This is a genomic window from Planktotalea sp. (assembly GCF_039984035.1).
Classification (GTDB): domain Bacteria; phylum Pseudomonadota; class Alphaproteobacteria; order Rhodobacterales; family Rhodobacteraceae; genus Planktotalea.
The window spans coordinates 1-2,475 of the sequence record NZ_JBDWVM010000345.1 but is presented as its reverse complement, the minus strand read 5'-3'; the positions used below and the strand labels follow the sequence as shown (position 1 = coordinate 2,475).

The window sequence follows — 2,475 nt, the reverse complement described above, 5'->3', positions numbered from 1 at the left end:
GGCTGTGGGGGTTCCCAGAATGACATCGAGCCCCGCTTCGCCGAGCACATTTATCGCGCGCTCAAGCCAATCGAGTTGTAGATTGCCTGCTTCGGGTTCCAGTCTGGACCATGCAAATTCGCCAAGGCGGACCCATTTCAGACCCGCGTCGATCATTTGCTTTGCATCTATGGTCCATCGTTCCTCGTTCCAATGCTCAGGGTAATAGCATACGCCAAGGGCACGCTTCATAGTCGTATCCGATGTTCTTGTTGGCCTTTGGCGATGCCTTTCAAACAAAAGGTTTTGCCGTTGTTGCCGATATCTTCGATGATGCCCGTATGGGCAGATGTGAGGTATAGATCTGTAAGATCAGGCCCGCCAAATGCAGGGCAGGTCGGTTGTTGGGCATCCACTTCATGCGATGCGACAAGTGTACCATCTGGTGCATATCCATTCACGCGGGCCGCGCCCCAGAGTGCGATCCAAAGCGTGCCGTTCGCATCCACAACAGCGCCATCGGGGTTAAACCCGTCCTCTGTCAGATCGAGCCAAACTTCGGCCTCAGAACTGGGCCAACCCGTTTCGGGATCAAGCGCAACGCGCATAACCTGCTGCGTGACAGTATCGGAATAATGAGCGAAGCTGCGATCAGGTGTGAAGCATATTGTGTTGGAGACAGTAATGTCGCGCGCCAATTTACGAAGCTCGCCTTGGTAGAACCGATAAATCGCACCGGCGTCATTCTCTGCTTTGTAGCCCATGGTGCCAATCCACAGCCCGCCCCATGGATCGGCGCGCCCGTCGTTGGATCGGGTGACTTTGTTGTCCGCTTCGATCGAGACGATAGGGTTAGACAGGGCACCGGAGGGGATATCAAATTTGTGCAAACCGACTTCGGAGGCCACGAGCAGCGTGTTTTCGTCAATCCACCCCGCAGCGCTTACTGTCAGATCAAACGTCCAACTTTGCGCTTTGGTATGAAGTGTTTTGGCGTTGATATCGAACCAAAACAGCTCTTCACGCAGCGGGTGCCACAACGGGCCTTCGCCAAGTCTGCAATTGCGATCATCAAATATCATGCTGTCGCCTCGTCATAGGCGCGAACGATTGCGCGGGCACGCGTTGTGACCTCTGATACACTGAAGCCCGGCTTGTAGAGCGCTGAACCTATGCCAAAACCATTTGCACTGGCGTCGATCCACTCTTTGAAATTGGTATGATCTGCGCCGCCCACTGCATAGACAGGCGTGTTTGGCGGCAAGACGGCGCGGATGGCTTTCAGACCATCAACGCCGAGCAAAGACGCGGGAAACAGTTTAAGACCATCGGCCCCTGCGCCAAGTGCCGCGAAGCATTCCGTCGGGGTCATGACACCAGGGTAGCTGTCCATACCGGCCAATTTTGTGGCTGAAATGACTTCGATATTTGCGTTGGGCGAGACCACCAATGTGCCACCCGCTTTGGACACGTCTTTGACAGTTTCGACCGTCAAAACTGTACCTGCACCAATCTGGGCAACGTCGCCAAATGCCGTTGCAAGGTTTTCGATAGAGGCTAACGCAGAAGGTGAATTCATCGGCACTTCGATACGTGTGATGCCTTCCTCAATAAGGGCGGCTGCAATGTCTTTCACTTCCAGCGGGGTCACGCCGCGCAAGATCGCAATAAGGGGTCTGCTCATGATATTTACTCCATCAGAGAGAGGTATAGGCTGCCAGAAGACCAGCAGGCGTGACGGCATTCGCATCGCTGCGTTGTACCGATACGCCCTGTTGCTTTAGCGCATAACTGTAAAGGTCCGCTAAACGGTTTTCACCGATTATAGCCACGTTTTGGCCGAGCCAATAGGGCTTGGACGCAGCAAGTTCCGCGCCGATCAATGCACCGGAGAGCTGCGCGCGCGCGGCGCCGCTAGATGCCCCGTGCAGCAGATCATTCGCGCGCAAGCGAAACAGCAAGCTGGCAAGGCGCTCAGGGCGCGAAAGCACATCAGACATTGCCTGCTTGAAGGCCTCGCTCTCCCATGCATCATCGTTAATAGAATGCCGCAGGACCGTGTGATGACCAATGGCTTGATATAGCTCACCCGTCATAAATGTCTGAAAACTAACGATTTCACCCGCGCTGACGTGCACCCACTTAGAGTGCGTGCCGGGAAGGCAGATGATGCCATCCCAGTCCTCGTTGAGGGCGAGAAAGCCTGCGATTTGAGTTTCTTCGCCGCGCATCACATCGGCGGGATCGTTCTGTTTTACGCCTGGAACCAGCCAGACTTGCAGCGCTTCATCGCAGTTTTCAACCCGAACCAAAGCATCGCTTTTGGCTGCGCAAGGTACGGCGCGATAGGGCGCTTCTTGCCACCCTTGGCGCGATCCAACCATGCCGCAGGCGATCACGGTGCAAGGGGTGAGGAGCGCCCAACCGCTTAGTAAGTTCACCAAAGCAGGTTCGAAGGCATCAGGCGTGAGACCAGACATGCCTTGATCAGAACAG

Annotated in this window: 4 protein-coding genes; all 4 read right to left on the bottom strand. The window is 55.2% G+C overall.

Annotated elements, in window-relative coordinates; translation table 11 throughout:
- On the bottom strand, positions 1–231 hold a 231-nt coding region (locus ABJQ89_RS15480; protein WP_348497066.1), incomplete at its 3' end, for a beta-galactosidase.
- On the bottom strand, positions 228–1,061 hold the full coding sequence (locus ABJQ89_RS15475) for an SMP-30/gluconolactonase/LRE family protein (RefSeq protein WP_348497065.1): 834 nt from the start codon (positions 1,059–1,061) through the stop codon (positions 228–230). The genes ABJQ89_RS15475 and ABJQ89_RS15480, both read right to left, overlap by 4 nt.
- Positions 1,058–1,663 (bottom strand): 2-dehydro-3-deoxy-6-phosphogalactonate aldolase, encoded by a 606-nt coding sequence (locus tag ABJQ89_RS15470; protein WP_348497064.1) that lies wholly within the window; start codon positions 1,661–1,663, stop codon positions 1,058–1,060. The genes ABJQ89_RS15475 and ABJQ89_RS15470 overlap by 4 nt, the downstream gene beginning before the upstream one ends.
- Before the next feature lie 13 nt (positions 1,664–1,676).
- Positions 1,677–2,475: 2-dehydro-3-deoxygalactonokinase (locus tag ABJQ89_RS15465; protein ID WP_348497063.1), on the bottom strand; the 799-nt coding region annotated here is incomplete at its 5' end.

Excerpts from the sequence above, each read along its gene's own strand:
- ABJQ89_RS15475 (WP_348497065.1), bottom strand. The coding sequence starts at position 1,061 with ATGATATTTGATGATCGCAATTGCAGACTTGGCGAAGGCCCGTTGTGG.
- ABJQ89_RS15470 (WP_348497064.1), bottom strand. The coding sequence starts at position 1,663 with ATGAGCAGACCCCTTATTGCGATCTTGCGCGGCGTGACCCCGCTGGAA.